At 61.0% G+C, this 4253-nt stretch carries 3 protein-coding genes and 1 pseudogene; all 4 read left to right on the forward strand.

Features of this window, described 5'->3' with window-relative positions:
* Positions 1 to 804: 804 nt before the first annotated feature.
* The gene (locus ACWGTI_RS32060) at positions 805 to 1122 is read left to right on the forward strand and encodes a chorismate mutase (protein WP_454578813.1); all 318 of its coding nucleotides are present in this window, start codon (positions 805 to 807) and stop codon (positions 1120 to 1122) included.
* Between the two features lie 269 nt (positions 1123 to 1391).
* Positions 1392 to 1622: a hypothetical protein gene (locus ACWGTI_RS32065; protein ID WP_454590610.1), complete on the forward strand. Its 231-nt coding sequence runs from the start codon at positions 1392 to 1394 to the stop codon at positions 1620 to 1622.
* A 28-nt stretch (positions 1623 to 1650) separates the two neighbouring features.
* Positions 1651 to 3621: a glycoside hydrolase family 127 protein gene (locus ACWGTI_RS32070; RefSeq protein ID WP_454578814.1), complete on the forward strand. Its 1971-nt coding sequence runs from the start codon at positions 1651 to 1653 to the stop codon at positions 3619 to 3621.
* A gap of 123 nt (positions 3622 to 3744) precedes the next feature.
* Positions 3745 to 4253, forward strand: a pseudogene (locus ACWGTI_RS32075) (alpha-N-arabinofuranosidase); the annotation flags it as partial.

The raw sequence follows: 4253 nt of genomic DNA on the forward strand, positions 1-4253 counted from the left end.
CGATCAGGCGCTCAACCTCATCGCAACCAACAGCCTCTTCTGGACCTGGACATGACCAAAACGTACAAAGTCGAGCTCAGCTCCTATGCTGTACCTAGCGCCATTTCGGCGATTTTACCACTCCACTATCCCACCCCGTTAGCTCTTTGAAAATACAACGTTTTCAACTCGTCGTAAATTCTTGTGGATTGGGAGACAAACCACTTTTTGAGCCGGTACACACCAGATGCGCCACCATTAGACATGGCCGCCACGCTAACCCGAGGCGCCCGGCGCCCCCAACTTTTTTATGCTCCCCCTCGTGCGCCGACTGAATGTGAGTTTGAACTGGTACGGAAACGGCCGGGTTACAGATCGGGCTCAAACCTGGAAACCGAAACCGCCTAACGGAGATGACTGATGAAGAGTTGACAGAAGTCTTGACGTGAAAGCGCCCATGTGAGCCCGACCGGACTCCGCCGCGGCGCTCCATAGTCTTATGGGTAAAGGAGTCCGCCGCTGACCGCTGCGGCTGCGCGCCCAAGGTTGTGCGAGTTGGACGCCTCAAACCTGCTTCCGGATGCTCGCGCGCAGACATATCCCGATTGCGCGTTCCGACAGGATAAGGACAGGTTGCGAGGCTATTGTCACTGACAATAGACGTTGCGTTACGGCGCTTGGCTGACTCCGAGGGATCGAGCTAGCGCCGCGGCGGACGTTCGTCATTGCCAGCATCCCGCAGCGATGGCGGTGGGAAAATCTGCTGAAAGCCCGAGTTCTCGCGAGGGGTCATCCAGGCTTTTTTTTGTCAGCTCAGGAGAATGGATGAAGAAAGATCTTAAGCAGGAAGTTCGCTTGGCAGAGCATCGGAACACAATCGACAATATCGATTCCGCGATCATCCACATGCTCGCTGAGCGATTTCGCTGCACGGAGGAGGTCGGCTTCCTCAAAGCCCAATATGGATACTTGCCCCAAGACAGCACGCGTGAGGCCGCACAGACCAAGCGCTTGCGTGACCTCGCTCTGAGCGCGGGTCTAGACCCAGACCTGGCCGAAGCTTATCTCAGATTTGTCGTTGCCCATTCAGTCAGTCGACATGAGGCGATAGCAAGTCTGGTAGCGCACGTTGTGAAGCGGTGACGTGTTCACTCGGCCTGTTTGATGCTTGTTGCACGGGAAGCCTGCGCGAAGAGTTGGGCTCTCTCGCGCCTTCATGGCTTCTTCGAGACAAAGGAAGTTGGAGATAGGCGACGAGTGCCATGCCACCTTTCGGGGGCTGTTTTCTCGTCACCTCGCCGAACAGGACTTGCAGCTTTTGTGTTATCCATCCGACTCTACAGAGGACAGGGCAAAATCGGGATTTCCATCTATACGAGGCGGTATCGGAACAGCGCCGTTCCGTCAGGGCCATGGACGCCGACATCGTCGATATGTTCGAGGGCGACGGAGATACCGTCGGCCACGCTCAGCGTAGTCCACGCCTTTCAAAATCACGGAAAACGAGGCAATCAAACGCTTTGAAGATGGGGGGCCGCTGGAACTCAGCATATAGGGGCAAGGGAAAGGCGGGCGGCCTGATCCTGTTCCTGGCGCTGCAGCGCTTCTACATCCGTGGCCTCATGGCCGGGGCTGTCAAGTAACCAGCCGCATTCGAATGGAGTGAAGTTCATGACCGCACCGCAACCCGCCGCAGCAACCGAGGCCGGCAAGACCGCCAGGCCGAAGCTCGCCTTTCGGCCGCTTCCCGTGCCGCAGGTCGATGTCCGCGGCTTCTGGGGCGACCGCGTCGATGCCGTCGCCTCGCGCACCGCCGATATCCTCTACGAACGTTGCGTCGAAGCCGGCATGCTCGACCAGATCGATCCCGACCGCGCGCCGCCCGGCGTGCGCATTCCCTTCCACGTCAATGACGGCTTCACCGCCTCGACCGTGACCACCCAGATGTTCTGGGATTCCGATCTCGGCAAGACCGTCGAGACCGCTGCCTATTCGCTCTACCGGCGCAAGAACGACGCGCTGGAGCGCAAGATCGACGCCGTCATCGACATGTATGGAAAGCTGCAGCAGGACGACGGCTATCTCTCCAGCTGGTATCAGCGCATCCAGCCCGGCCTGCGCTGGACCAATCTACGCGATTGTCACGAGCTCTATTGCGCCGGCCACCTGATCGAGGGCGCTGTCGCCTACTACCAGGCGACGGGCAAGCGCAAGCTGCTCGACATCATGTGCCGCTATGCCGACCACATCGCCGACACCTTCGGCCCCGAACCAGGCAAGAGGAAGGGCTATTGCGGCCACGAGGAAATCGAGCTGGCGCTGGTCAAGCTCGCGCGCGTCACCGGCAACGAGAAATATATGGAGCTGGCAAAGTACTTCATCGACCAGCGCGGCCTCGAGCCGCATTATTTCGACGAGGAGGCGCTGGCGCGCGGCGCCGACCCCAAGGATTTGCACTTCAAGACCTACGAATACAGCCAGTCGCACAAGCCGGTGCGCGAGCAGGACAAGGTCGTCGGCCATGCGGTCAGGGCGATGTATCTCTATTCCGGCATGGCCGACATCGCCACCGAATATGGCGACGACACGCTCAAGGTGGCGCTCGAGCGGCTCTGGGACGATCTGACGACCAAGAGCCTCTATGTCACCGGCGGCCTCGGGCCGTCAGCGCACAATGAAGGCTTTACCAGCGACTACGACCTGCCCAACGAGACCGCCTATGCCGAGACCTGCGCCTCGGTCGGCCTGGTGTTCTGGGCAAGCCGCATGCTCGGCATGGGGCCGAACGCCCGCTACGCCGACATGATGGAACGAGCGCTCTACAACGGCTCGATCTCGGGCCTGGCGCTCGACGGCTCGCTGTTCTTCTACCAGAACCCGCTGGAGAGCCGGGGCAAGCACAATCGCTGGAAGTGGCACCGCTGCCCCTGCTGCCCACCCAATATCGGCCGCATGGTGGCGTCGATCGGCAGCTATTTCTACGGTCTCGCCGACGATGCGCTGGCCGTGCATCTCTATGGCGACTCGAGCGCACGCTTCGAGATCGCCGGGCGGCCGGTCAGCCTCGTCCAGACCAGCAATTATCCGTGGGACGGCGCAATCTCGATCCGGGTCGAGCCGGATGCCCCCGTTGAGTTCACGCTGCATCTGCGCGTGCCGTCCTGGTGCCGCAAGGCGGCGGCGCAAGTGAACGGCAAGATGGTCGATCTCGATGCGGCGACCAGCGACGGCTATGCCGCAATCCGGCGCGAATGGCAAAAGGACGACCGGGTCGAGCTCGACCTCGAGATGTCGATGGCCCGCCTCTTCGCCAACCCGCATGTGCGCCAGGATATAGGCCGCGTCGCGCTCGCGCGCGGCCCGCTGATCTACTGCGTCGAGGAAACCGACAATGGCTGTGGGCTGCACCGCATTGCCTTGCCGCGCACGGCCAGGCTCGAGGCGCATCCCGAGCCGAACCTGCTCGGCGGCATCGTCACGCTTTCGGCGATCGGCAGCAGGGCAGGGGCTGAAAACTGGGGCAGCGATCTCTACCGCTCCGAACCGCCGGCGACCGAGGAGACGAAGCTCAAGGCGGTTCCCTATTTTGCCTGGGACAACCGCGATCCCGGCGAGATGCTGGTCTGGCTGAGGGAAGGGTGAGAGCGGCCGGCGCCGCGTTCCCATCGGGCGCGGTCCGGCGCGTTCCGATCATGAAGTTTGCTTCCCTTTTATGTCGAATAAGATGATTTAAATCATCATTTATGATACTGGTGGAGGAAATGCATGAAGGCGGCGGTTACGGCGCATCCGCGTTATGTTGTTTCGAAAATCGATCCGCGGCTCTATGGATCCTTTATCGAGCATCTGGGGCGGGCGGTCTACACCGGTATCTATGAGCCCGGTCATCCGACGGCAGATATCAACGGTATGCGTCGGGACGTTATCGATCTCGTCAGGGAACTCAACGTTCCGATCGTCCGCTATCCCGGCGGCAATTTCGTGTCCGCCTACAATTGGGAGGACGGCGTTGGCCCCAGGGAGGGGCGCCCGGTGCGCCTCGACCTCGCCTGGCACACGTCGGAGAGCAATGAAGTCGGCCTGCATGAATTCGCCGACTGGTGCGCCTCGGCCAACACCGAGATGATGCTCGCCGTCAATCTCGGCTCGCGCGGCCTCGACGAGGCCCGCAACCTTCTTGAATACGCCAACCATCCCGGCGGCAGCGAATGGAGCGACAAGCGCATCGCCAACGGCCGCACGGAGCCGTTCGGCGTCAAGCTCTGGTGCCTCGG

The organism is Mesorhizobium sp. ArgA1, assembly GCF_053714375.1.

Coding starts and splice junctions, on each gene's coding strand:
- ACWGTI_RS32065 (WP_454590610.1), top strand. CDS start 1,392: ATGGACGCCGACATCGTCGATATGTTCGAGGGCGACGGAGATACCGTC.
- ACWGTI_RS32060 (WP_454578813.1), top strand. CDS start 805: ATGAAGAAAGATCTTAAGCAGGAAGTTCGCTTGGCAGAGCATCGGAAC.
- ACWGTI_RS32070 (WP_454578814.1), top strand. CDS start 1,651: ATGACCGCACCGCAACCCGCCGCAGCAACCGAGGCCGGCAAGACCGCC.